Genomic DNA, 24,205 nt, shown 5'->3' on the forward strand with positions numbered 1-24,205 from the left:
TGCGCGACGCGTCAGTCGGACGCGAGCAGCAGGTCGATGTAATCGTGGGTGAGCTTCAGTGCAGCCCGGGTGTCGATCGGGCCGCCGGCGAGCGCGCCGCGCAGCCACAGGCCGTCGATCAGCGCGGCGAGGCCGCTGGCGGCTTCCCGTGCTTTCGCGCGCGGCAGCGCCTTGGCGAATTCCGCGCACAGGTTCGAATGGAGGCGCCGCGTGTTCACGTGCTGCAGGCGCTTGAGCATCGCGTCGTGCATGCTCTGCGACCAGAACGCGAGCCAGGTCTTCATCACGGGCGTGCTGACCTGCGTGACGTCGAAGTTCGCGGCGGCGATCGCGCGCAGCCGGGAGCGCGGGTCCTTGCGGGCGGCGACGCGGCGGCGCGTGGTGGCCGCCCACAGATCGCGCAGCACGTGCCGCATCGTGGCTTCGAGCAGGCCGTCCTTGTCGCCGAAGTAGTGGCTGACGATCCCCGTCGAGATGTTCGCGCGCTGCGCGACCGAGGCGAGCGTCGTGCCGGGCAGGCCGGCTTCGTCGATCGAGCGCAGCGTCGCGTCGATCAACTGCGCGCGACGAATCTCCCGCATTCCGACTTTCGGCATCGCGACTCCTTCGCCCGGACGGGCCGTTCCTGGAAGCCGAGAGCTTAGCGGTTTTTTATTGACCGTTCAATCAATAAAAAATCGGGGTCCGACGGTAGATGGAAGGGTGGAGGAACCAAGCCGATGATGCCGCCGCGATTGTGCAGGTGCGGAAAAACCGATTGAAAGGTGGTTAAATAATTTGAAGTTTGTTTAAAACGGTTTCGGTAAAGACGGTGCAATGGCCGCGAATGTTTCCGTATTCGATTTATTACTGATCGAAAGAATGTCGAGCTATGTGAAATTCTCGTAAATCCGGGAATTCGAATGCCAGGCGCCGCTAACGGAAATTTCTGAAAACTCGCTTCAATCGATCGATTAAAATATTTTATCTATTTGAATTTAAAGGAAATGATTTGGTGGTGCCATTGATTGAAGGCTCGCTCGCAAACGATTGCCGCCACCTTATGGTCGATTCCGCATACCATAAAAAATGCCAAAAATATTCGAATCTGGCGTATTTCCAGGTGGAGTAGAGGGGATCGTTGGAATGACTTGAGTAAGTAATATTGCCCGTATTAGTATGGCGCCGCACCACAAGGAATGAATCGGCGCCGCGGGTTATTCCCGCGGTGCGTCGGCAATGGGCGCGGCCAACGACCGTGACAGGGCCGGCGCCCGCCATTGCGCACCTGCAGCATGCCGCGACGCCGAGACGCCGCATCCACCGGAGAACGACGATGCCGACCGAAAAATACGTGGTCCCGCTACCGAATGGTCTGAAGGTCTACGTCGAACGGAACGTGTTCGATCCGTCGTTCGACACGGCGATGCTCGTCAACGGCGCGCTCGCGACGACCGCCTCGTTCGGGCAGACCGTCCAGTATCTCGGCGAGCGGATGAACACGATCTGCTTCGACCTGCCGTACGCGGGGCAGTCGCGCCAGCACAATCCCGGCTGCTTCATCCTGACCAAGGACGACGAGGCCGCGATCCTCCAGCATCTGGTCGAGCGTTTCGCGCCCGCGTTCCTCGTGTCGGTATCGTGGGGCGGCGTCGCGTCGCTGTTCGCGCTCGCGCGCGGCTGCCCGAGCGTGCGGCGCGCGGCGATCTGCTCGTTCTCGCCGTTCCTGAACGACGCGATGGTCGACTACGTGACGCGCGCCCGCGACCACATCGCGGCCGGCGAGAACCTGAAGGCCGCGCAGCTGCTGAACGATACGGTCGGCCGCTACCTGCCGCGCATCATGAAGCTGTACAACTACCGGTATCTGACGCGGCTGCCGCGCGACGAGCAGGACCAGGTCGCGTTCCACGTCGACCAGATCCTGTCGCTGCAGCCGGAACGCTACCTGAGCGAGTTCTCGAACATCGGCTGCGAGCTGCTGTTCCTGAACGGCGAGCGCGACGAATACACGACGCCGGCCGACGTTCGCCAGCTGGCCGCGCACGTGCCGCGCGCACGCTTCGCGACGATTCCCGACGCCGGCCATTTCCTCGACATCGAAGGCCGCGCGCAGCGCGAAGCCACGCGGGCGGCGCTGCTCGACTACTTCTGCGACGCGCCGCCCGTTGCCGCGGGCATCGCGCTCGGCGCCGCGCATGCGTGCGTGTCCGCGCCGATGCCGGCGCTGTCGTCGTGACGCAGCACGTCGCGCAGCGGGCGCACCGGATACATCCGAATTCTCATCCACACGAGGCAGGCCAGCCGTGAATATCGTTCAGACCATCGCCATCGTCGTTCCGTGGGCCATCTGGCTCGCCTACTGGATCGCGACGTCGCAGGCCGTGAAGACGACCGTGCGCAAGGAGGCGTCGCGCTCGCGCACGCTGCAGTCGATTCCGCTGATCGTCGGCGGCGCGCTGATCATCCTGCCCGATCCGTCGTGGCAGGCGCTCGTGCCCGACTGGCAGCGCTTCGGCCTGCAGGCGCAATGCGGGCTCGCGGTGCTCGTCGCGGGGCTGCTGTTCTCCGTGTGGGCGCGGCTGCATCTCGGCACGAACTGGAGCGTGTCCGTCACGCTGAAGGAAAACCACGAACTCGTTCGCACCGGGCCGTACGGCCTCGTGCGTCATCCGATCTACACCGGCTGCCTGATCGCGCTGGCCGGCGCCGCGCTGATCGGCGGCGAGTGGCGCGGCGCGCTCGGCGTCGCGCTCGTGTTCGCGTCGCTCGCGTACAAGGTGCGTGTCGAGGAGAGCTGGCTGACCGGCCATTTCGGGCCGGCGTACACGCAGTATCGCCGCGAGGTCGCGGCGCTGATCCCCGGCTTCTACTGACTCCCGCGAGGCGCGCGATGGCGAAGGTGATCGTGACCGCGATCGGCTCGGCGGGCGACGTGCATCCGCTGCTCGGCGTCGCGCGCGCGCTCGCGACGCGCGGCCACGACGTCGTGTTCTGCACGCATCCGCCGTTCGAGGCGGCCGCGCGCCGCTGCGGCTTCACGTTCGTGCCGGTCGGCACCGCGGCCGAGTACGAGGCCGCGATGGCGAACCCGGCGCTGTGGGATCCGCGCACGTCGTTTCGCACGCTGTGGCAGGTGATCGCGCCCGTGCTGCGCCCGCACTACGACGCGCTGCGCGCGCTGACCGATCGCGATACCGTGCTGGTCGGCACGCTGTGGGCGTTTTCCGCGCGCTTCATGCAGGAGCTGCACGGCACGCCGTACGTGTCGGTGCAGGTGTCGCCGTCGACGTTGCTGTCCGCGCACGTTCCGCCGACGCATCCGCGCCTGACGATTCCCGCGCGCTGGCCGCTGTCGGTGAAGGCGGCGCTGATGACGCTGATCGAGCGGCAGGTGCTCGACCGCGTGTGCGGGCCGGCGCTCAACGCGGTGCGCCGCGATCTCGGGCTCGCGCCCGCGCGGCGCGTGCTCGGCCGCTGGCTGCATTCGACCGACGGCGTGCTGTGCCTGTTTCCCGACTGGTTCGCACCGGCGCAGCGCGACTGGCCGGCCGGTCATCTGCAAAGCGGTTTTCCGCTGTTCAACGACATCGCGACGCCCGACGACGATCGCGCGCTCGACGCGTTCCTCGCGGCCGGTGAGCCGCCCGTCGTGTTCACGGCCGGGTCGACACGGGTCGATCACGCCGCGTATGCGCGCGCGGTCGCGGACGCGCTGCATGCCACCGGCGCGCGCGGCATCCTGCTGAGCCCGCACGATGCGGCACCGGCCGGCGACCGGCTGCTGGTGCGCCGCTTCGTGCCGATGCGCGCGCTGCTGCCGCGTTGCCGCGCGCTCGTGCATCACGGCGGAATCGGCACCGCAGCGCTCGCGTTCGAAGCCGGGATCCCGCAGGTCGTGACGCCGTTCGCGCACGACCAGTTCGACAATGCGCAGCGCGTCGCGGCGAGCGGCGCCGGCGTGCGCATCGACGGCCCCGTCGACGGCGCGCGTCTCGGTGCGGCGCTCGCGCGCGCGCTGGACGAGCCGGAATTCGCGGTGCATGCGGAACGCACGCGTGCGCTGATCGATGCGGCGCCGGACGGCTGCGAGCGCGCCGCCGATTTCATCGAGCGCTTCGCGCCGAACCACGGACGCGCGCGGGTGCAGGCCTACCTCGCGACGGCGGGCGCATGAGCACCGCAGCGCCGCTTCAGGACGCGCCCGCCGCCGTCGATGCACGCGAACCCGCACCCGCCGCGCCGCCGGTGCGCGGCGCGCGGCTCGCGCTGCTGACGTTCGCGCTGTCGCTCGCCACCTTCATCGAAGTGCTCGACTCGACCGTGACGAACGTCGCGGTGCCGGCGATCTCCGGCAGTCTCGGCGTGTCGAACAGCCAGGGTACGTGGGTGATCAGCTCGTATTCGGTCGCGGCCGCGATCGCGGTGCCGCTGACCGGCTGGCTCGCGCGGCGCGTCGGCGAGCTGCGGCTGTTCGTCGGCGCGGTGCTGCTGTTCACGCTGACGTCGCTGCTGTGCGGACTCGCACGCGACCTGCACGTGCTGGTGGTGTGCCGCGCGCTGCAGGGGCTGTGCTCGGGGCCGATGGTGCCGCTGTCGCAGACGATCCTGCTGCGCACGTTCCCGCCGGACAAGCGCACGGTCGCGCTCGCGCTGTGGGCGATGACGGTGCTGCTCGCGCCGATCTTCGGGCCGGTGGTCGGCGGCTGGATCGTCGACAGCTTCTCGTGGCCGTGGATCTTCCTGATCAATTTGCCGATCGGGCTGTTCTCGTTCGCCGTCTGCACCGCGATGCTGCGCCCCGACGCGCAGCGCGGCGCGGCCGGCCCGGTCGACGTGCCGGGCATCGTGCTGCTCGTGATCGGCGTCGGTTCGCTGCAGGCGATGCTCGATCTCGGTCACGACAAGGGCTGGTTCGATTCGCCGCTGATCGTCACGCTCGCGGTGGTCGCGGCGCTCGCGATCGTGTCGCTGCTGATCTGGGAAGCCGGCGACGCGCATCCGGTCGTCGACCTCAGCCTGTTTCGCGACCGCACGTTCTCGTTCTGCGTGCTGATCATCTCGCTCGGGATGATGAGCTTCTCGGTGGTGGGCGTCGTGTTCCCGCTGTGGATGCAGGCGGTGATGGGCTACAACGCGTTCCACGCGGGGCTCGCCACCGCGTCGCTCGGCGTGCTCGCGCTGGTGTTCTCGATTCTCGTCGGCCTGCACGCGCATCGCTTCGACGCGCGTGTGCTTGCGACGTTCGGATTCCTGATATTTGCGGCCGTACTCGCATGGGATGCGCATTTCACGCTGAAGATGACGTTCGTGCAGATCGCCGCGCCCGGGTTGATCCAGGGGATCGGGCTGCCGTGTTTCTTCATTCCGCTGACGGCCGCGACGCTGTCGCGCATCCCGGACGACCGGCTCGCGGCCGCGTCGAGCCTGTCGAACTTCCTGCGCACGCTGTCCGCCGCATTCGGCACCGCGATGAGCGTGACGCTGTGGGACAACCGCGCGACCTATCACTACGGCGTCGTGTCGCAATCGGTCACGCACGCGTCGGCGAACACGCAGCGCTTCGTGCACACGCTGAACGCGATGGGCGTGGACGGCGTGCGCGAGCTGTCCACGCTGCACCAGGTCGTGATGCAGCAGGCGTACATGATGGCGACGGGCGACATGTTCTGGATGGCGAGCATGACGTGCCTCGTGCTCGCCGCGATGATGTGGCTCACGCGGCCGAAGCGCGGCGCGGCCGCTTCGTTCGGACATTGAGGAGAGCGGCATGACGACACTCGGCGCACTCGTGATCCTGTATCACCCGAGCGACGCGCAGCTCGCGGCGCTCGGCGCGTGGCGGCACGCGTGCGACGCGCTGCTGGTCGTCGACAACACGCCGCAGCCCGATGCGCGCGCTCGCGACGTGTGCGCGCGCGACGGCATCGCGCTGCTGCATCACGGCAATCGCGGCGGAATCGCGGGCGCCTACAACGCGGGGCTCGCGGCGCTGTTTCGCGACGACGTCGACGCGGTCGCGCTGTTCGATCAGGATTCGTCGGTGCCGGCCGGTTACTTCGCGACGATGCGCGACGCCTGCACGGGGCTCGCGGGGCGCGCGTTCCTGGCCGGCCCGCGCATCTTCGACGAGAACGCGCGCAGCTTCCTGCCCGAACTCGCGACCGACGGGATCGCGTTGCGCCGGCTGCATCTCGCGCCCGACGCGCCGCCGCAACGCTGCGCGTTCCTGATCTCGTCGGGCTGCGTCGTGTCGCGCGCCGCGTTCGACGTGCTCGGCCGCTTCGACGAGACGCTGTTCATCGATCACGTCGATACCGAGTACAGCTTCCGCGCGCTTGCGCGCAACGTGCCGCTCTACGTCGTGCCGTCGCTGGTGCTGCCGCACCGGATCGGCGCGAAGCAGCGGCACGCGTTCGGCCCTTTCGAAATGACGTCGATGAATCACTCGTGGCAACGGCGCTACTACAGCGCACGCAATGCGGTGCAGCTCGGGATGCAGTACGGGTTGCGCTTTCCGGTGGCGATCGTGCCGAACCTGCTGACCGTGTGGCAGGTCGTGCAGATCGCGCTCGTCGAGCGCGACAAGCGCGCCAAGCTCGCGGGCATCGCGTTCGGCATCGCCGACGGCCTGTTCGGGCGGCTCGGTCCGCTCGAGCGCACGCGGCCGCGTCTCGCCGCGCGCGCGCGGCGCGTCCAGCAGGGGTGAGGGCGGCGATGGAATGCATCATGAAAGCGGCGCGAGCCGCTCGGCCGGCGCGGCGCGGGCAGGGCGGCTGGGCGATCGTCGCGGCCGCCGCGCTGCTGGCGCTGGGCGGCTGCGTGCCGTCGGGGTTCCTGCCGTCGCTGTCGCTGCGCGCGCCGGCCGGCGACGCGCTCGCTCGCACCGCGGGGCCCGGCGCGGATGGCGCATGGCCCGCGCCCGACTGGGTGAAGCAGCTGCAGGATCCGCAGCTCGACGAACTGGTCGTGGAGGCGTCGCAGAACAATCCGGATCTGCAGGTCGCGCAGGCGCGGCTGCGGATCGCGCAGTCGCAGCTTCAACAGTTCGATTCGCTGACGGGCTTGACCGGCACGGCCGGCGCGACGGTCAGCCGCGCGCGGATGCCGAAGCCGGGCGACATCGCCGACGTGACGGCGGGCGGTTATCGCGTGCCGGTCGAGATCTTCGGCGATCCGGTCGTGTCGCCGTCGTCGGTGTTCGTCGGGCTGAACTACCAGCTCGACCTGTGGGGCAAGAACCGCGCGGCGACGAAGAGCCTGATGTCGCTGCGCGACGCGGCCGGTGTCGAGGCCGAGCAGGTGCGGCTCACGCTCGCGGTCGCGATCGTCACCGTGTATTGCCAGCTCGATGAGGCGTACGCGGTGCGCGACCTGCTGCAGCAGAAGCTGAAGATCAGCCAGCGCGTGACGGCCGTGCTGCGCGAGCGCACCGCGCGCGGCCTCGACAATGCGTACGACGCGAGCGACGCGTCGATCAAGCGCAGCCGCCTGCTCGCACAGATCGCGCTGAACGACGAACAGATCAAGCTCGCGCAATTGCAGCTGGGCGTGCTGTCCGGCCGCGGGCCGGAGCGCGGGCTCACGTTGCAGCGGCCGCGCGTCGGCGCATTCGCCGGCGGCGCGCTGCCCGCGCGGCTGCCGGCCGATCTGCTCGGCCGCCGGCCCGACATCGTCGCCGCGCGGCTGCGCGTCGAAGCCGCGTTCGCGAATGCCGATTCGACGCGCGCGCAGTTCTATCCGGACGTGAACCTCGTCGCGCTCGGCGGCGTGTTCGCGCTGACGCCCGCGTCGCTGTTCTCGCGCGATTCGCTCGCCGGCTCCGTCGGCCCGGCGATCTCGCTGCCGGTGTTCGATCGCGGCCGGCTGAAGGCGAAGCTCGGCGCGGACGTCGCGCAGGCCGACGTCGCGATCGGGCTGTACAACAAGACCGTCGACGACGCGCTCGGGCAGGTCGCGCAAATCGTCACGTCGCTGCAGACCGCGCAGACGCTCGTCGTGCAGCAGCAGGATGCCGTCGCCGCCGCGCAGAAGATCGTGCAGATCGCGGCTGATCGCCATCGGCGCGGCGTGTTGATGCAGAAGGATGTCGATGTCGCGGACCTCACGCTGATCGACGAACGCGCGCAGCTGATCGCGCTGCTCGGGCGGCAGCGGACGCTGCGCGTCGGGCTGGTCGGCGCGCTCGGCGGCGGGTTCGATGCGAGCGCAACGACTGCGGGTGCGGCGATGCCCGCGGCGCGTACCGCGCAAGGCGCGCGGACGAAACGCGGCGCGACGGTGAACGCCGCTGCCCGCGGTAGCTCGGCGGACACCAGCGCGCAAGTGCGGCGCGCGGCGGTGTCAGGTAGCGGCGCCGCGCCGCGTGCCGCGCGGATCGATCCGCCGGCGGTGTCGGTCGCGCCGCGTAGTCCGGCTGTCGATGCCGCGAATGTGAGTGTGAGTACCGGCGCGAGTACGAGCGCCAGCGCAAATACCAGCACGAGCACGAGCGTCGGCGTCGGCTCGCGCCGCGCGCCCCCCACCGTTGCCGCCGACACGCGCGCGTCCGCGCTCCCCCTGTTCCAGCATGACCGCCTGATCGTTACGCAAAGCGACTGATGCACCACGACAACCTTCACACCGCGGCGCAGCCGGCCACTCTGAACGACCCCGCACTCGACGCGCGCCGCGCGACGCGTCGCAAGCGCTTCATGCTGTTCTTCGCGATCGTGATGCTCGCCGCGCTCGTCTGGATCGCGTTCTGGCTGCTACGCGACCGCTATTACGAGGATACCGACGACGCGTACGTCGCCGGCAGCATCGTGCAGGTCGCCGCACAGATTCCGGGCACCGTGACCGACGTGCTGGTCGCCGATACGCAGCCCGTGCGCGCCGGGCAGACGCTCGTGCGGCTCGACGATACGGAAGCGTCCGTCGCGTTCGCGCAGGCGAAGGCGCAGCTCGCGCAGGCCGTGCGGCAGGTCGCGAACGCGAAGATCTCGAACACGATGTACGTGGCAGCCGTGAGCGCGCGCCAGGCCGACCTGTCGCTCGCGCAGCGCGCGCTTGCCGCGCGTTCGGGCGCGTCGGTCGAGATCGTCGCGCCGGAGGAGCTGGCGCGCGCCCGCGCGGCCGTCGCCGGCGCCCAGGCGAACCTCGCGGCCGCGCAGGCGCAGCTCGACGCCGCACGCGCGCTCGGCAGCAAGCTGCCGGTGGACGAGAGCCCGGCCGTCGTGCAGGCCGCCGCGCAGTTCAAGCTCGCGTACCGGAACCTGAAGCGCACGACGATCGTCGCGCCGGTCGACGGCACGGTCGGCCAGCGTTCGGTGCAGGCGGGCCAGCAAGTCGGGCCCGGCGTGCCGCTGATGTCGATCGTGCAGTTGAACCGGCTGTGGATCGAGGCGAATTTCAAGGAAGGGCAGATCCGCCACATGCGCGTCGGCCAGCCGGTCGACGTGGTGTCGGACCTGTACGGGTCGCGGGTCGTCTATCGCGGCCGCGTGCAGGGCTTCTCGGCCGGCACCGGCAGCGCGTTCTCGATGCTGCCGTCGCAGAACGCGGCCGGCAACTGGATCAAGGTCGTGCAGCGCGTGCCGGTCGTGATCGCGCTCGATCCCCGCGATCTGGCCGCGCATCCGCTGCGGGTCGGGCTGTCGATGCGCGCGACGGTCGATACGCGCAACCGCGACGGCCATGCGCTCGACAGCGAACCGCCGACGCCGGCCGTCAGCACGCGCGTGCACGACGGTGTCGCAAGCGACGCGGAAGCGGCTGCTGCCGCGATCGTCCGCGAGAATCAGGGCGGGTGAGTTTCCGACGCCGACGCACGCAGAAAACGCACGAACCAATCCGGGTGACGGATGGCGGGGGCGGGTGACCGGTGCATCCGACCAACGCGCCCGAATAGGGCACCCGATCGGCGCCCCCGGATCAAGGCCCCGATCAAGGCCCCGATCAAGGTACCAATCAACGCACCCGCCCAACGCACGGATTGGCGGGTCGTTCGCGCCGATCGGCGGCTCCGGCGGCCTCGCGGCCTGCATCTCCTGCAGCCCCCCAACCCCGCACCCCTTTTCCGGCCCGACTTTCGCATTTCCGCCACCGATGTCGGCACCGATCAAACGCGTGTCGCGTTTGAGACATCGACGCCCCCACCTCCGGGACTACTCTCGAACAGCACGTTGCGTAGCACCGCATCTGCCGGCGCACAGCAGCGCCATCCAACGAGACATGGAGACAATACGATGAGCAGCAATCGAGGTGTCGTCTATCTTGGGCCGGGCAAGGTCGAAGTTCAGAAGATCGATTATCCGAAGATGGTCGATCCGACCGGCCGCGCGATCGGCCACGGCGTGATCCTGAAAGTGGTCAGCACGAACATCTGCGGTTCCGACCAGCACATGGTGCGCGGCCGCACGACCGCGCCGATCGGCCTCGTGCTCGGTCACGAGATCACGGGCGAAGTGGTCGAGGTGGGCCGCGACGTCGAGACGCTGAAGATCGGCGATCTCGTGTCGGTGCCCTTCAACGTCGCGTGCGGCCGCTGCGCGATGTGCAAGGACACGCATACGGGCGTGTGCCTGAACGTGAACCCGTCGCGAGCCGGCGGCGCATACGGCTACGTCGACATGGGCGGCTGGATCGGCGGCCAGGCCGAGTACGTGCTCGTGCCGTACGCCGACTTCAACCTGCTGAAATTCCCGGACCGCGACCAGGCAATGGCGAAGATCCGCGACCTGACCTGCCTGTCCGACATTCTGCCGACCGGTTATCACGGTGCGGTGAGCGCGGGCGTGAAGCCGGGCTCGACGGTCTACATCGCGGGCGCGGGCCCGGTCGGGATGGCGGCGGCCGCATCGGCGCGCCTGCTCGGCGCGGCGGTCACGATCGTCGGCGACATGAACGCGGAACGCCTCGCGCACGCGCGGGCGATGGGCTTCGAGACGGTCGACCTGTCGAAGGACGCGTCGCTCGGCGAGCAGATCGAGCAGATCCTCGGCGTGCCTGAGATCGACTGCGCGGTCGACTGCGTCGGCTTCGAGGCGCACGGCCACGGTTCGTCGGGCCACTCGGAGGAAGCGCCCGCGACGGTACTGAACTCGCTGATGGAAATCACGCGTCCGGCCGGCGCGATCGGCATTCCGGGCCTGTACGTGACGGACGATCCGGGCGCGAAGGACAAGGCCGCGCAGCACGGCAGCCTGAGCATCCGCTTCGGCCTCGGCTGGGCGAAGTCGCATTCGTTCTTCACGGGCCAGACGCCGGTGCTGAAGTACAACCGCAACCTGATGCAGGCCATCCTGTTCGACCGTCTGCCGATCGCGAAGATCGTCAACGTCGAGGTGATCTCGCTCGATCAGGCGCCCGAAGGCTACAAGAAGTTCGACGGCGGCGCGCCGCGCAAATTCGTGATCGATCCGCACGGCTTGCTGGCGGCCTGACGCACGAACGGGCGGAACGTGAAACGGGCGGTACCGGAAACGGTGCCGCCCGTTTTTGCTGTGGGCGGGCGCTGCCGGCGCAGGCGAACCCTGATCGCTGCGGCCCGCGATTGCTGCGATACGGCGTGCGGCACGAGACCGATCGCTGCGGCCAACCGGCTGCCGAACGCCGACACGAACGGCCGGACGCTCGCCGGCTTGCGCGTCGAGTCGTATGCGGCGATTCCGTACGACAGCATCGCGGCCGCGATCGCGCCGAATTCCGGCGCGCCCGGCGCTCAGTGCGCGCGATAGACCATGGCCACTTGGGTCGCGCTTGCCGTCGCGCGCCGACCGTGGCGCGTATGCAGGCTCACGCGGCGGATCGCGTGCGCGTGTCGCGTCGCGGTAGCGCCGCCTTTCCAGTTGACGACGCGAGTACCGCTGCGCGCGCGCACCGCCGGTGCGTGCCGTGCGACCGTGGTTGCCGTGCGTCCGGTCATGTGTCGGCTCGTGCCGGCATAGCCTGCTCGATCGGTTGCGTCCAGCCGGTCGGCGGCGGCAAGCCGGTCGGTGTCGAGCGCCGGGTGGTCGGCCGGATGAAATGCATAGACGGGCGCGGGCACGACCGGCAACGTCCGCGCGTCGGCCGCATGCAGACTGGCGTCGTTTGCCGCTGGCGCCGGCGCGCCCTGGCCGCGGCAGACCGGGTCGGCCTTGCACGTCCGGTCGAACGTCACATAGCCGCCGACCATCAGCACGAGGGTCAGGATGCTCAGCAGCGGCGCGCTCGACGCGCTCGGCCGCCGGATCGCCGCGCTGCGCACCGCGGCGCCGATTCGCGACGACCATGTCGGGACGGGGAGCGCGTCGTGCGGAGGAGCGGCCTGCGCCTCGTCGCTCCGGTTGCCCTGGTCGCTCGATTCGCTCGATTCGCTCGATTCGTGCAGCGGCGCGAACGGCCAGTCCCCGAGTCCGCAGACGGGGCATTGCTCGGTGGCGCGGAATGCCATGAAGCCGCATTGCCGGCAGCGCTGGCTGACGGCATCGCGCGGCATGGCGTGCAGGTTCAGTGCGCCGCGCAACGTGTCGCGCGTGCGGACTTTCCGGATGGGCAGGACTTGCATGGTCGTTGCTACCTCGTCTGTCGTTGCCGCCCTGCGAGCGTCCCGAGGGTTTGCATCGCGTCCTCGACGGCAGGGGTCCACGGCCGGCCGTAGTTCAGCCGGACGTAGCGGTGAAAGGCGCCCGTCATGGAAAAAATCGGCCCGGGCGCGAGGCTGACGCCGTTTTTCATCGCGTCGCCGAACAACCGCATCGCATCCACGTGCGGCGGCAATTCGATCCACAGGAAATACCCGCCGCGCGGAGCATGCACCGCCGTGTCGGGCGGGAAGTACGCGCGGACGGCCGCCAGCATCTGTGCCTGGTGCGCCGCCAGGTTGCGGCGGAGCCTGCGCAGGAAGCGGTCGTACGCGCCGTTGAGCAGGTAGCGGGATACAGCCATCTGCGCGGGCACGTCGGCCGCCGGCGCGCTCGCGTTCTTCACCTGCCTGATCTGCTTCACGTAGCGTCCGGCCGCGACCCAGCCGACCCGGAAACCGGGGGCGAGGCACTTCGAGAACGAACCGCAATGCAGCACCAGCCCGCTTTCGTCGTACAGCTTCGCGGGCCGCGTGGGCGTCGGGCCGAAGTGCAGTTCGCCGAACACGTCGTCCTCGATCAGCGGCACGCGGTGCGACGCGAGCAGCTCGATCAGCGCGCGCTTGCGCTCGTCGGGCAGCGTCGCGCCGGTCGGGTTGTGGAACGAGGTCATGAACCAGCAGGCGCGCACCGGATGCGTGTCGAGCGCGTCGGCGAGCGCATCGAGATCGAGGCCGGTGCGCGGATCCACCGGAATTTCGATGGCCTTCAGATGCAGCCGCCGCACGGCCTGCAGTACCGCGTGGTAGGCCGGACGTTCGATCGCGACGATGTCGCCGGGGCGCGTGAGCGCCTGCAGGCTCAGCGTCAGCGCTTCGGCCGCGCCGGTCGTGATGACGATCTCTTCCATCGGCAATGACGCGCCCGCGTTCAGGTAGCGCAGTGCGATCTGGCGGCGCAGCGCTTCATGGCCGGGCGGCAGTCCGGCCAGCAGTTTCGCGCGGTCCATGTTGCGGGCCGCCGCCGCCGCATACCGCCACAGGCTGCTCATCGGAAACAGCGAATAGCTCGCGAATGCGGAACCCAGCGGCACGATGTCGTCGAATTTGAGCGAGTCGAGCAAGCGGAACAGCACATCGTTGTCGCCTGCCTGCGGCGCAGCCGGTTTGCGCGGGGTGTCGTGACCCGCGCGCACGCGCTTGTCATCCAGGTTCGCAACGAAATATCCGGAGCGCGCACGCGCGGTGATCAGGCCCTCGCTTTCGAGCTTGTAGTACGCGCGAAACACGGTGGATGGACTTACACGGTAAGCGCGGCACGCTGCGCGCACGGTCGGGATACGCGCGCCGGGCCCGAGGTCGCCACGCCGGATCGCGTCGCCAATCGTCTGAGCCAGCGCCGCATAACGCTTCATGCCTGCCCTCCGGCCGATCGCGGCCGTCGTGAAAAAAGAGTAGCACGGCCTCCGCCGCGTTCAATCCCGCCCTCAAACGCTGATGCGCCTGTCGCTGATCCGGTTGTTTTCGACTCACTTTGAGCCTTTTCTTCAGACGAGCGAGCAGGCATCCTGCGCAAGTTTCATTCCCGATGCGTGATCGATACCGAGTTCGCGCCCTCCGATGGCGGACCCGTGATCCCCGTGCACCGTGTGCGGGACCCGGGCCGCTCCGTCCCTACCTTTCCCGGAAGCAATCAGCGTGAAATCGAAGTTCCTCGCTGCGGGCCTCGTGGCCGGCATCGCTCTCAACCTGTCCAGCGGTGCCGCCGAAGCGGCCTGCATCAGCAATCCTCCGACTCAATCCAACGCGTCGTTTCCCGCGGCGCTGACCGGCAAGCTCGTCTATCACAGCTACGTCAACTACGGCGACGGCACGAGCCAGCTGTTCCTGTACGATTTTTCGGCCCATACGCTCACGCAGCTGAGCAAGAGCAGCTGGGGCATCACCGATCCGATGAACGGCGTGTTCAGCCCCGACGGCAAGTGGCTCGCGTTCATGGGCATCAGCAACGGCGCATGGAACGTGTTCATGCTGCAGCTCGGCGCCGGCACGCCGCCCGTCAACCTGACGAACAGCACCGGCGCGACGCGCAACGAAGATCCGAAATTCAGCGCCGACGGCAAGACGCTCGTGTTCAAGCAGAACGGCGACGTGAAGCAGGGCACGCTGTCGTACACGAGCGCGGGCCCGGTGTTCACGTCGGTCGTGAGCCTGACGAACGCACCGGCCGGCGCCGAATACTCGATGCCGTTCCTCGCGCCGGACGCGAGCGCCGTCTACTACGCGACGGGCACCGGCTCGAACATGGGGCTGATGAAGCGCACGATCGCGACCGGCGCGACCGCCACGTTCGATCATCCGGCCGGTCTGCAGACCTACTATCCGATCGTACGCGGCGACGGCATGGTGTTCTATGCACGCTGGAAGGATAGCGGCGGCGCGGACCAGATCTACACGAAGACCGCGGACCCGGCATCGACGCCGAACGCGCTGCCGATCAACGACTGCGTGAGCAACAACTCGGACCCGGCGCCGGTGACCGGCACGAACTACGTGTTCTTCTCGTCGACGACGGCGGGCGGCTACCAGCTCTACGTCGGCGACGTGACGACCGGCCAGCGCTGGAGCCTGTCGCAGTTCGGCGTGAACGCGGACACGACCAAGGCGAAGCTCGGCTCGAGCTACTACGGCGGCCCGGCCGCCGCGCAGCCGACGCTGCTGTCGCAAGGGCGGCCGGCTGCCGCGTCGGCGAGCTACAACACATCGCTGACGGCGGACAAGGCGTTCGACGGCAACACGACCAGCACGCGCTGGGATTCGCCGGAAGGCGCGGGCGTCGATCCGCAATGGATCTCCGTCGATCTCGGCGCGGTGAAGAAGATCAGCAGCGTCGATCTCTACTGGGACGCGGGCGCGCTCGTGTACCAGATCCAGACGTCGAACGACAACGCGAACTGGACGACGGTCTACTCGACGAACAACGGCGTGTCGTACGGTCACGTCACGTTGCCGAACCTGAATGCGCAGGGGCGTTACGTGCGGATGCTCGGTACGAAGCGGGCGACGCAGTGGGGGTACTCGCTCGACGAAATGCAGGTGTGGGGATCGTAAGCACCAGCAAAAAGCGGCCTTCGAGGCCGCTTTTTTTTATCGCGCAACTCGTGCGTCACGCATGAATCACATGCGCCGGAAACGCCGGCGCGGATGTCGCCGCGCCCGGCGCGAGCGGCGCGACCTGCTTGCGGCGTTCGCGCGTCGGCGCGACGCCGAACGCGTCGCGATAGCTCTTGCTGAAGTGGCACGCCGACTGGAAGCCGCACGCCATCGTGATGTGCATGATCGACATGTCGGTCTGCAGCAGCAGCTCGCGCGCGCGGCGCAGCCGCAGCGTCAGGTAATAGTGCGTGGGCGTCATCCCGAGGTGTTCGCGGAACAGGCGCTGCAACTGCCGCTGCGACATGTTCGCGAGCCGCGCGAGCTCCTCGCGCGACAGCGGTTCCTCGATGTTGTTCTCCATCAGCGAAATCACTTCGAACAGCGACTTGTTCGCCGAGCCGAGCCGCGCGACGAGCGGCATCCGCTGTTGCGCGCTCGTGTCGCGCACGTGTTCGACGATGAACTGCTCGGCGATCTGCGTGACGCGCGGCGTGCCTATCCGCGCGGCGATCAGGTTCAGCATCATGTCGAGCGGCGCGACGCCGCCCGTGCACGTGATGCGATCGCGGTCGACCACGAACAGTTCCTTCAGGAAGCGCGTGTCCGGAAACTCTTCCTTCAGCGCCGACATGTTTTCCCAGTGGATCGCGCACGCGTAGCCCGCGAGCAGCCCCGACTTCGCGAGCGCATAGGTGCCCGTGCACAGGCTGCCGAGCGGAATGCCCGAGCGCGCGAAGCGGCGCAGCGTCGACAGATGGGCGGGCGTGGTCGCGCGCTGCACGTCGACGCCGCCGCACACGAATACGATATCCGGCTGCCCGACGCACTCGGCCGGGCCCGTGTCGACCGTGAGGCCATTGCTCGCCGTGACCGGGCCGCCGTCCGGGCTGATGATCGACCAGCGGTAGAGCGGCTGGCCGCTCAGGTAGTTCGCCATCCGAAGCACCTCGATCGCATTGGTGAACGCGATCATCGTGAAGTTCGGTAAAGGCATGAACGCGAAGTGGGACAGCGACGCTGTGCGGTCGGGCGACATGGGGAGCGTTCCTTGAATCTCTAATAGCTTTTAGCCCGAGGCACGGATCGGGCTGCCGTATTGTGGGAGCGAGCGCAACAACCGTGCCATACGGCTAAACCCTAGCTCCATACGTTGTATGGGCGCGGGGCGGATGCTGCACTGCACCGTAAGCGGGCTGCGCTGCACCCGGGAAGCACAGCACAGGCACCGGCGAAGTGCCTGTCCATCGGTGAATCGCGAATTCACCGCACATGCCGGCTTGCCTGGTCATCCCAAAAAGAACGACCGGTCACTTGTACAAAACGGACGCGCATGGCGGAAAAGGTAAAGAACGCGTCTAAATTCATCAATCCGTCGAAAATCCGAACGACAAGAATAGAGCCGTCGGCAGCCTTGCACTGGATGCGCTGGAAACCCAGGTATGGCGGGCCTCGAGCTTCGGTTTCACGCCCTTTATTCTTCGTCACGGACGCACTATGTCGAACACCCAGCCTTTCTTCTCGCAGCCCCTCGCCGAGCGCGACGCGCCGGTGCGCAGCGCCATCCTGAAGGAACTCGAGCGCCAGCAGTCGCAGGTCGAGCTGATCGCGTCGGAAAACATCGTGTCGCGCGCGGTGCTGGAGGCCCAGGGTTCGGTGCTCACCAACAAGTATGCGGAAGGCTATCCGGGCAAGCGTTACTACGGCGGCTGCGAGTTCGCGGACGAGGTGGAGGCGCTGGCGATCGAGCGCGTGAAGCAGATCTTCAACGCCGGCTATGCGAACGTGCAGCCGCACTCGGGCGCGCAGGCGAACGGCTCGGTGATGCTCGCGCTCGCGAAGCCGGGCGACACGGTGCTCGGCATGTCGCTGGACGCCGGCGGCCACCTGACGCACGGCGCGAAGCCGGCGCTGTCGGGCAAGTGGTTCAACGCCGTGCAGTACGGCGTGAACCGCGACACGATGCGGATCGACTACGACCAGGTCGAGGCACTCGCGCACGAGCACAAGCCTAGCCTGATCATCGCCGGCTTCTCGGCGTACCCGCGCGCGCTGGACTTCGCCCGCTTCCGTGCGATCGCCGACAGCGTCGGCGCGAAGCTGATGGTCGACATGGCGCACATCGCGGGCGTGATCGCCGCCGGCCGCCATGCGAATCCGGTCGAGCACGCGCACGTCGTCACGTCGACCACGCACAAGACGCTGCGCGGCCCGCGCGGCGGCTTCGTGCTGACCAACGACGAAGAGATCGCGAAGAAGATCAACTCGGCCGTGTTCCCCGGCCTGCAGGGCGGCCCGCTGATGCACGTGATCGCCGGCAAGGCCGTCGCGTTCGGCGAAGTGCTGCATGCGGACTTCAAGACCTACATCGACAACGTGCTCGCGAACGCGCAGGCCCTCGGCGAAGTGCTGAAGGCGGGCGGCGTCGACCTCGTCACCGGCGGCACCGACAACCACCTGCTGCTGGTCGACCTGCGCCCGAAGGGCCTGAAGGGCGCGCCGGTCGAGCAGGCGCTCGAACGCGCGGGCATCACCTGCAACAAGAACGGCATTCCGTTCGACACCGAGAAGCCGACCGTCACGTCGGGCATCCGTCTCGGCACGCCGGCCGGCACGACGCGCGGCTTCGGCGTCGCGGAGTTCCGCGAAGTCGGCCGCCTGATTCTCGAGGTGTTCGACGCGCTGCGCGCGAACCCCGAAGGCGACCACGCGACCGAACAGCGCGTGCGCCGCGAGATTTTCGCGCTTTGCGAGCGCTTCCCGATTTACTGATCGACGACCCCACATACAGCAGAGACTGGAGCGAGAGGCAGATATGAGCACGCTGCATCAGGACAGCATCATCATCGACGGACTGAACATCTCGAAGTTCGAGAAGCCGGTGTTCGAGGACATGCGCAAGGGCGGCATCACGGCCGCGAACTGCACGGTATCGGTGTGGGAGAACTTCACCAAGACCGTCGACAACATCGGCGTGATGAAGCAGAAGATCCGCGAGAACGGCGAACTGCTGACGCTGGTGCGCACGACCGACGACATCTTCCGCGCGAAGAAGGAAGGCAAGACTGGGATCATCCTCGGCTTCCAGAACGCGCACGCGTTCGAGGACAACCTCGGCTACATCGAGGCGTTCGCCGACATGGGCGTGCGCGTCGTGCAGCTCTGCTACAACACGCAGAACCTGGTCGGCACCGGCTGCTACGAGCGCGACGGCGGCCTGTCGGACTTCGGCCGCGAAGTGATCACCGAGATGAACCGCGTCGGCATCATGGTCGACCTGTCGCATGTGGGCGGCAACACGTCGTCGGAAGCGATCGCGTTCTCGAAGAAGCCGGTGTGCTACTCGCACTGCCTGCCGTCGGGCCTGAAGGAACATCCGCGCAACAAGAGCGACGCGCAGCTGAAGGAAATCGCCGACGCCGGCGGCTTCGTCGGCGTGACGATGTTCGCGCCGTTCCTGAAGCGCGGCATCGAGGCGAACATCGACGACTACATCGAGGCGATCGACTACGTCGTGAACCTGATCGGCGAAGACGCGGTCGGCATCGGCACGGACTTCACGCAGGATTTCGCGAAGGAATTCTTCGACATGCTGACGCATGACAAGGGCCGCTATCGCCAGCTGACGAACTTCGGCAAGGTGATCAACCCGGATGGCATCCGCACGATCGGCGAATTCCCGAACCTGACCGCGGCGATGGAACGCCACGGCTGGAAGGAGTCGCGCATCCGCAAGATCATGGGCGAGAACTGGGTGCGCGTGTTCAAGGACGTGTGGGGCGCGTAAGCACCCGCCGAGCCGAACCGCCACCCGCGATTCAACACTAGAACAATCGGGACGTGCCGGCGCCTGTCGCGCGGGCACGCGGACGATGTCGTGCCTGCGCCTGAGCCGCGCGGCCAATTTTCCTCACGGAGTCACCACGATGCAACCGCAACTGCCGATCAACGTCGATCCCGATACCGGCGTCTGGACCACCGACGCGCTGCCGATGCTGTACGTGCCGCGTCACTTCTTCACGAACAATCACGTCGCCGTCGAGGAAGCGCTCGGCGTCGAGGCGTATGCCGAGATCCTCTACAAGGCCGGCTACAAGTCCGCGTACCACTGGTGCGACAAGGAAGCGAAGCTGCACGGCCTCACCGGCATGGCGGTGTTCGAGCACTACCTGAAGCGCCTGTCGCAACGCGGCTGGGGCCTGTTCTCGATCATCGAGGCCGATCCGGCCAGCGCACGCGCGAAGATCGAGCTGCGCCACTCGTCGTTCGTGCTCCAGCAGCCGGGCAAGGAAGGCAAGCTCTGCTACATGTTCGCGGGCTGGTTCGCCGGCGCGATGGACTGGGTCAACGACACGACGCCGGAAGGCAAGGGCGCGCCGCGCGCGCAGTCGAAGGAAGTGCAGTGTGCGGCCGAGCACCACGATCACTGTGTCTTCGAAGTGTCGCCGATCGCGCACTGACGCGCCGACCCGACGACACAGCAACAAACAACACCCGCAACACGAGACATTCGAACGCCAGAGGTCGCCTGCGATGCGTTATCCCCACCTGTTCAAACCCATGCAGCTGAACCAGCTGACGCTGCGCAACCGGATCGTCAGCACCGCGCACGCGGAGGTGTATGCCGAGCCGGGCGGCCTGCCGGGCGACCGCTACATCCGCTATTACGAAGAGAAGGCGAAGGGTGGCGTCGGCCTCGCGATCTGCGGCGGCTCGAGCCCCGTGTCGATCGACAGCCCGCAGGGCTGGTGGAAGTCGGTGAACCTGTCGAACGACAAGATCATCGACCCGCTCACGCGTCTCGCCGACACGATGCACAAGCACGGCGCGAAGATCATGATCCAGGCGACGCACATGGGCCGCCGCTCGTCGTTCCACGGCGAGCACTGGCCGCACCTGATGTCGCCGTCGGGCGTGCGCGAGCCGGTGCACCGCGGTAACGCGAAGATCATCGAGATCGAGGAAATCCGCCGCATCATCGGCGACTTCGCGGCCGCCGCGAAACGCGTGAAGGCAGCCGGCATGGACGGCATCGAAATCTCCGCCGCGCACCAGCACCTGATCGACCAGTTCTGGAGCAAGCGTTCGAACCACCGCACCGACGAATGGGGCGGCAGCCTCGAGAACCGTCTGCGCTTCGGCATCGAAGTGCTGACGGCCGTGCGCGAAGCGGTCGGCAAGGACTTCTGCGTCGGCCTGCGCATGTGCGGCGACGAATTCCACGAGGACGGTCTCGATCACGAAGCGCTGAAGGAAATCGCGCAGGCGATGTCGGAGACGGGCCTGATCGACTACCTGAGCGTGGTCGGCTCGGGCGGCGACACGCACAACACGATCGCGAACTGCATGCCGCCGATGGCGCTGCCGCCGGAGCCGTTCGTGCACCTCGCGGCCGGCATCAAGTCGGTGGTGAAGATTCCCGTGATGCACGCACAGAGCATCCGCGACGCGGGCCAGGCCGAGCGCCTGCTCGCGAACGGCATGATCGACCTGGTCGGCATGACGCGCGCGCAGATCGCCGATCCGCACATGGTGATCAAGATCCGCGACGGCCGCGAAGACGAAATCAAGCAGTGCGTCGGCGCGAACTACTGCATCGACCGCCAGTACAACGGCCTCGACGTGCTGTGCATCCAGAACGCCGCGACGTCGCGCGAAGCGACGATGCCGCACATCATCGAGAAGTCGCGCGGCCCGAAGCGCAAGGTGGTGGTGGTCGGCGCGGGCCCCGCGGGGCTCGAGGCCGCACGCGTCGCGAAGCTGCGCGGCCACGACGTGGTGCTGTTCGAGAAGAACGCCGAAGTCGGCGGCCAGGTGATGATCGCCGCGAAGGCGCCGCAGCGCGAACAGATGTCGGGGATCATCCGCTGGTTCGACATGGAAACCAAGCGTCTCGGCGTCGACCGGCGCCTCGGCGTCGCCGCCGACGAGAAGATGATCATGGCCGAGAAGCCGGACATCGTCGTGCTCGCGACCGGCGGTTCGAGCTTCACGTGGCAGGTGCCGGCGTGGGGCGTGGCCGAAGGTCTCGCCGTCAGCTCGTGGGACATCCTGACCGGCAAGGTCGAGCCGAAGCAGAACGTGCTGCTGTTCGACGGCGTGAGCACGCATGCGGGCGCGGGCGTGGCCGACTTCATGGCGAGCCGCGGCTCGAAGGTCGAGGTGGTGACGCCCGACGTGAAGGTGGCCGACGATTGCGGCGGCACGACGTTCCCGATCTTCTATCGCCGCCTGTACGCGCTCGGCGTGATCCCGACGCCGAACACGATGCTCGATCGCGTGTATGAGGAAGACGGCAAGATCATCGCCGTGCTGCGCAACGAATACACCGAGGAGCTGGAAGAGCGCGCGGTCGACCAGGTCGTGATCGAGAACGGTTCGTCGCCGAACGACGAGCTGTACTGGAAGCTCAAGCCGGAGTCGGTGAACCGCGGCCAGATCGATCCGCACACGCTGTTCGCGGCCGAGCCGCAGCCGTGCCTGTCGGAAGAACTGGGCAACGGCCGCTTCCTGCTGTTCCGTGTCGGCGACTGCATCTCGATGCACAACGTCCACGGTGCGATCTACGACTCGCTGCGTCTCGTCAAGGATTTCTAAAAAATGAATCCGGCTTTCCTCATTACCGCACTGCTGTGGCTGTCGGTGGCGGGGCTCGCGTTCGCGGTCGCGAAGCGCTCGTCCTACTGGCGTCTCGGGCGCGCGACGGCGCCCGGCTCGTTCGGCATCGCGAACCTGTTCGCGATCCCGAAGCGCTACTTCGTCGACCTGCACCATGTGGTCGCCCGCGATCCGTACATCGCGAAGACCCACGTCGCGACCGCCGGCGGCGCGATCGCCGCGCTCGCGCTGGTGTTCGTCAACTACGGCCTCGCGATCTACTCGCCGTGGCTCGACAAGCTGATCTTCCTCGCGGCGCTCGCGATGCTCGTCGGCGTGGTGTTCGTCTGGCGCCGCCGCGCGGCGAAGGACGTGCCGGCGCGCCTGTCGCGCGGCCCGTGGAACGCGCTGCCCTGGCTGCTCGGCTCGTTCGCGCTCGGCCTCGTGCTGTTCATGGTCGTGCCGACCGGCGCGATGTCGGGTGCGTTCGCGGTGCTCTGCGCGCTGCTGATCGGCGCCGGCGCCTTCACGATGACCGTCGGCGCCGCGAAGGGCGGCCCGATGAAGCACGCGATCGCCGGTCTGCTGCACCTTGCGTTCCACCCGCGCCAGGAGCGTTTCGCGGCCACCCGTGAATCGTTCACGGGCAACGGCACGGCCACGCCGCCGACCGCGCTGAAGCTGCCGGACATCGAGCACGAGGAGTATGGCGTCGCGAAGCCGGTCGAATTCCGCTGGAACCAGCTGCTGAGCTTCGACGCGTGCGTGCAGTGCGGCAAGTGCGAAGCCGCGTGCCCCGCGTTCGCATCGGGCCAGCCGCTGAACCCGAAGAAACTGATCCAGGATCTCGTCGTCGGGATGGCGGGCGGCACCGATGCCGCGTACGCCGGCAGCCCGACGCCGGGCCTCGCGGTCGGCCAGCATCGCGGCGAGCCGAACGGCCCGATCGTGTCGGGCCTGATCGAGGAGCAAACGCTGTGGTCGTGCACCACCTGCCGCGCATGCGTGCAGGAGTGCCCGATGCTGATCGAGCACGTCGACGCGATCGTCGACATGCGCCGCAACCGCACGCTGGTGCACGGCACGGTGCCGGGCAAGGGCCAGGAAGTGCTCGCGAACCTGCGCGAGACGGGCACGATGGGTGGCTACGACACGGCTGCGCGCTACGACTGGTCGGTCGACCTGAACGCGCCGGTCGCGCAACCGGGCAAGCCGGTCGACGTGCTGTTCGTCGCGGGTGAAGGCGCATTCGACATGCGTTACCAGCGCACGCTGCGCGCGTTCGTCAAGGTGCTGAACAAGGCGGGCGTCGACTACGCGGTGCTCGGCGGGACCGAGACCGACACCGGCGACGTCGCACGCCGCCTCGGCGACGAAGCGACGTTCCAGCAGATGGCGAAGCGCCTGATCGGCACGCTCGGCTCGCTGTCGTACAAGCAGATCGTGACGGCCGACCCGCACGTGATGCACAGCCTGCGCAACGAATACCGCGCGCTCGGGCTGCGCGTGACGGTCAAGCATCACACGACCTACCTCGCGGAGCTGGCCGACAGCGGCAAGATCGCGCCGAAGGCGGTCGAGTCGCTGCGCGAGAAGCGCACCACGTATCACGACCCGTGCTACCTCGGCCGCTACAACGGCGAGACGGAATCGCCGCGCAAGCTGCTGAAGACGATCGGCATCCAGGTCGTCGAGATGGAGCGCAACGGCATGCGCGGCCGCTGCTGCGGCGGTGGCGGCGGTGCGCCGCTGACCGACATCCCGGGCAAGCAGCGTATTCCCGACATCCGCATCGCCGACGCGCGCGCGATCGGCGCGGACGTGGTCGCGGTCGGTTGCCCGAACTGCACGGCGATGCTCGAAGGCGTCGTGGGCCCGCGCCCCGACGTGCTCGACGTGGCCGAACTCGTTGCCGCCTCGCTGGAGTGAATC

Annotated in this window: 19 protein-coding genes; 14 read left to right on the plus strand and 5 right to left on the minus strand. The window is 67.8% G+C overall.

All coding sequences use genetic code 11. The annotated features are described in order from the left end of the window. Positions 1–11: 11 nt before the first annotated feature. Complete coding sequence (gene betI, locus DIE17_RS23345; RefSeq protein ID WP_044844376.1) at positions 12–596, minus strand: transcriptional regulator BetI; 585 nt, start codon at positions 594–596, stop codon at positions 12–14. Between the two features lie 719 nt (positions 597–1,315). Here betI and DIE17_RS23350 point away from each other — a divergent pair. The 8 genes from DIE17_RS23350 to fdhA all read left to right on the plus strand — a co-directional run bounded on the left by DIE17_RS23350 (position 1,316) and on the right by fdhA (position 11,402). Continuing rightward, positions 1,316–2,218 (plus strand): alpha/beta fold hydrolase, encoded by a 903-nt coding sequence (locus DIE17_RS23350; RefSeq protein ID WP_044844375.1) that lies wholly within the window; start codon positions 1,316–1,318, stop codon positions 2,216–2,218. A gap of 67 nt (positions 2,219–2,285) precedes the next feature. After that, a complete protein-coding gene (locus tag DIE17_RS23355) occupies positions 2,286–2,855 on the plus strand; it encodes an isoprenylcysteine carboxylmethyltransferase family protein (RefSeq protein WP_124921334.1) in 570 nt (189 codons plus the stop codon). Between the two features lie 17 nt (positions 2,856–2,872). Beyond that, a complete protein-coding gene (locus tag DIE17_RS23360) occupies positions 2,873–4,156 on the plus strand; it encodes a glycosyltransferase (protein WP_124921335.1) in 1,284 nt (427 codons plus the stop codon). After that, positions 4,153–5,739 (plus strand): DHA2 family efflux MFS transporter permease subunit, encoded by a 1,587-nt coding sequence (locus DIE17_RS23365; protein ID WP_124921336.1) that lies wholly within the window; start codon positions 4,153–4,155, stop codon positions 5,737–5,739. The genes DIE17_RS23360 and DIE17_RS23365 overlap by 4 nt, the downstream gene beginning before the upstream one ends. Positions 5,740–5,749: 10 nt before the next feature. After that, positions 5,750–6,688: a glycosyltransferase family 2 protein gene (locus DIE17_RS23370; protein WP_124485141.1), complete on the plus strand. Its 939-nt coding sequence runs from the start codon at positions 5,750–5,752 to the stop codon at positions 6,686–6,688. Positions 6,689–6,708: 20 nt separating this feature from the next. Next, positions 6,709–8,580: an efflux transporter outer membrane subunit gene (locus tag DIE17_RS23375; RefSeq protein WP_260439261.1), complete on the plus strand. Its 1,872-nt coding sequence runs from the start codon at positions 6,709–6,711 to the stop codon at positions 8,578–8,580. Continuing rightward, positions 8,580–9,770 (plus strand): HlyD family efflux transporter periplasmic adaptor subunit, encoded by a 1,191-nt coding sequence (locus DIE17_RS23380; RefSeq protein ID WP_124921338.1) that lies wholly within the window; start codon positions 8,580–8,582, stop codon positions 9,768–9,770. Before DIE17_RS23375 ends, DIE17_RS23380 begins: the two co-directional genes overlap by 1 nt. A gap of 435 nt (positions 9,771–10,205) precedes the next feature. Then, the gene (gene fdhA / locus DIE17_RS23385; RefSeq protein ID WP_044844368.1) at positions 10,206–11,402 is read left to right on the plus strand and encodes a formaldehyde dehydrogenase, glutathione-independent; all 1,197 of its coding nucleotides are present in this window, start codon (positions 10,206–10,208) and stop codon (positions 11,400–11,402) included. A gap of 278 nt (positions 11,403–11,680) precedes the next feature. On the opposite strand, the gene DIE17_RS23395 is transcribed toward fdhA, so the two are convergent. Together DIE17_RS23395 and DIE17_RS23400 are read right to left on the minus strand one after the other, a co-directional pair. Beyond that, positions 11,681–12,508, minus strand: a complete 828-nt coding sequence (locus DIE17_RS23395) for an ATP-dependent serine protease (RefSeq protein WP_124921339.1) — start codon at positions 12,506–12,508, stop codon at positions 11,681–11,683. A gap of 8 nt (positions 12,509–12,516) precedes the next feature. Further along, complete coding sequence (locus DIE17_RS23400) at positions 12,517–13,938, minus strand: PLP-dependent aminotransferase family protein (RefSeq protein ID WP_124485145.1); 1,422 nt, start codon at positions 13,936–13,938, stop codon at positions 12,517–12,519. Between the two features lie 283 nt (positions 13,939–14,221). Here DIE17_RS23400 and DIE17_RS23405 point away from each other — a divergent pair, with 283 nt between their 5' ends. Further along, positions 14,222–15,634, plus strand: coding sequence for a discoidin domain-containing protein (locus DIE17_RS23405; protein WP_044844365.1), 1,413 nt, complete (start codon positions 14,222–14,224; stop codon positions 15,632–15,634). A 55-nt stretch (positions 15,635–15,689) separates the two neighbouring features. Here the strand turns inward: DIE17_RS23405 and DIE17_RS23410 are convergent, their stop codons facing one another. Beyond that, positions 15,690–16,715, minus strand: coding sequence for a GlxA family transcriptional regulator (locus DIE17_RS23410; protein ID WP_124485146.1), 1,026 nt, complete (start codon positions 16,713–16,715; stop codon positions 15,690–15,692). A gap of 224 nt (positions 16,716–16,939) precedes the next feature. Then, positions 16,940–17,164: a hypothetical protein gene (locus DIE17_RS23415; RefSeq protein WP_124921340.1), complete on the minus strand. Its 225-nt coding sequence runs from the start codon at positions 17,162–17,164 to the stop codon at positions 16,940–16,942. Positions 17,165–17,173: 9 nt separating this feature from the next. Here DIE17_RS23415 and DIE17_RS23420 point away from each other — a divergent pair, with 9 nt between their 5' ends. The 5 genes from DIE17_RS23420 (at position 17,174) to DIE17_RS23440 (ending at position 24,202) form a co-directional block, all read left to right on the plus strand. After that, complete coding sequence (locus tag DIE17_RS23420) at positions 17,174–18,448, plus strand: serine hydroxymethyltransferase (protein WP_044844363.1); 1,275 nt, start codon at positions 17,174–17,176, stop codon at positions 18,446–18,448. 43 nt (positions 18,449–18,491) lie between these two features. Continuing rightward, a complete protein-coding gene (locus DIE17_RS23425; RefSeq protein WP_044844362.1) occupies positions 18,492–19,463 on the plus strand; it encodes a dipeptidase in 972 nt (323 codons plus the stop codon). Positions 19,464–19,602: 139 nt separating this feature from the next. Then, positions 19,603–20,136, plus strand: a complete 534-nt coding sequence (locus tag DIE17_RS23430; RefSeq protein ID WP_006488993.1) for a DUF5943 domain-containing protein — start codon at positions 19,603–19,605, stop codon at positions 20,134–20,136. A gap of 73 nt (positions 20,137–20,209) precedes the next feature. Next, entirely contained in the window at positions 20,210–22,273 is a 2,064-nt protein-coding gene (locus DIE17_RS23435) for an NADH:flavin oxidoreductase (protein ID WP_044844361.1), read from the plus strand. Positions 22,274–22,276: 3 nt separating this feature from the next. After that, on the plus strand, positions 22,277–24,202 hold the full coding sequence (locus DIE17_RS23440; RefSeq protein ID WP_124921341.1) for a (Fe-S)-binding protein: 1,926 nt from the start codon (positions 22,277–22,279) through the stop codon (positions 24,200–24,202). Positions 24,203–24,205 lie beyond the last annotated feature (3 nt).

Source organism: Burkholderia sp. Bp9099 (assembly GCF_003857805.1).
GTDB lineage: Bacteria > Pseudomonadota > Gammaproteobacteria > Burkholderiales > Burkholderiaceae > Burkholderia.

Excerpts from the sequence above, each read along its gene's own strand:
- betI (WP_044844376.1), bottom strand. The coding sequence starts at position 596 with ATGCCGAAAGTCGGAATGCGGGAGATTCGTCGCGCGCAGTTGATCGAC.
- DIE17_RS23350 (WP_044844375.1), top strand. The coding sequence starts at position 1,316 with ATGCCGACCGAAAAATACGTGGTCCCGCTACCGAATGGTCTGAAGGTC.
- DIE17_RS23360 (WP_124921335.1), top strand. The coding sequence starts at position 2,873 with ATGGCGAAGGTGATCGTGACCGCGATCGGCTCGGCGGGCGACGTGCAT.
- DIE17_RS23365 (WP_124921336.1), top strand. The coding sequence starts at position 4,153 with ATGAGCACCGCAGCGCCGCTTCAGGACGCGCCCGCCGCCGTCGATGCA.
- DIE17_RS23370 (WP_124485141.1), top strand. The coding sequence starts at position 5,750 with ATGACGACACTCGGCGCACTCGTGATCCTGTATCACCCGAGCGACGCG.
- DIE17_RS23375 (WP_260439261.1), top strand. The coding sequence starts at position 6,709 with ATGAAAGCGGCGCGAGCCGCTCGGCCGGCGCGGCGCGGGCAGGGCGGC.
- DIE17_RS23380 (WP_124921338.1), top strand. The coding sequence starts at position 8,580 with ATGCACCACGACAACCTTCACACCGCGGCGCAGCCGGCCACTCTGAAC.
- fdhA (WP_044844368.1), top strand. The coding sequence starts at position 10,206 with ATGAGCAGCAATCGAGGTGTCGTCTATCTTGGGCCGGGCAAGGTCGAA.
- DIE17_RS23395 (WP_124921339.1), bottom strand. The coding sequence starts at position 12,508 with ATGCAAGTCCTGCCCATCCGGAAAGTCCGCACGCGCGACACGTTGCGC.
- DIE17_RS23400 (WP_124485145.1), bottom strand. The coding sequence starts at position 13,938 with ATGAAGCGTTATGCGGCGCTGGCTCAGACGATTGGCGACGCGATCCGG.
- DIE17_RS23410 (WP_124485146.1), bottom strand. The coding sequence starts at position 16,715 with ATGTCGCCCGACCGCACAGCGTCGCTGTCCCACTTCGCGTTCATGCCT.
- DIE17_RS23420 (WP_044844363.1), top strand. The coding sequence starts at position 17,174 with ATGTCGAACACCCAGCCTTTCTTCTCGCAGCCCCTCGCCGAGCGCGAC.
- DIE17_RS23425 (WP_044844362.1), top strand. The coding sequence starts at position 18,492 with ATGAGCACGCTGCATCAGGACAGCATCATCATCGACGGACTGAACATC.
- DIE17_RS23430 (WP_006488993.1), top strand. The coding sequence starts at position 19,603 with ATGCAACCGCAACTGCCGATCAACGTCGATCCCGATACCGGCGTCTGG.
- DIE17_RS23435 (WP_044844361.1), top strand. The coding sequence starts at position 20,210 with ATGCGTTATCCCCACCTGTTCAAACCCATGCAGCTGAACCAGCTGACG.
- DIE17_RS23440 (WP_124921341.1), top strand. The coding sequence starts at position 22,277 with ATGAATCCGGCTTTCCTCATTACCGCACTGCTGTGGCTGTCGGTGGCG.